Source organism: Escherichia sp. AM3 (genome assembly GCF_032029835.1).
In the GTDB taxonomy this organism is placed as follows: domain Bacteria; phylum Pseudomonadota; class Gammaproteobacteria; order Enterobacterales; family Enterobacteriaceae; genus Escherichia; species Escherichia coli.
In genome coordinates this window covers 1-372 of record NZ_JAVUPQ010000657.1, presented here as the reverse complement: position 1 = coordinate 372, position 372 = coordinate 1, and the positions used below count along the sequence as shown (strand labels likewise).

The following is a 372-nucleotide window of genomic DNA, read 5'->3' as shown; positions in this document are numbered from 1 at the left end:
AGATTAACCGCTTTATGCGCATCTGGGTGCAAACCCTGGTGCCGCCGGTGATCACCATGACGCTCTACTTCATCATTTTCGGCAACCTGATTGGCTCCCGCATTGGTGAGATGCACGGCTTTACCTATATGCAGTTTATCGTGCCGGGCCTGATCATGATGGCAGTGATCACCAACGCTTACGCGAACGTGGCATCCTCATTCTTCAGCGCCAAGTTCCAGCGCAACATTGAAGAGCTGCTGGTGGCGCCAGTGCCGACGCACGTCATTATCGCCGGTTACGTGGGCGGTGGCGTGGCGCGCGGGCTGTGCGTGGGTATTCTGGTGACGGCGATTTCGCTGTTCTTCGTGCCGTTCCAGGTGCACTCGTGGC

General features: G+C 57.5%; 1 protein-coding gene. It reads left to right on the top strand.

What is annotated here, in order from left to right:
- Nucleotides 1-2: 2 nt before the first annotated feature.
- On the top strand, nucleotides 3-372 hold a 370-nt coding region (locus tag RTW80_RS27740; RefSeq protein WP_312721327.1), incomplete at its 3' end, for an ABC transporter permease.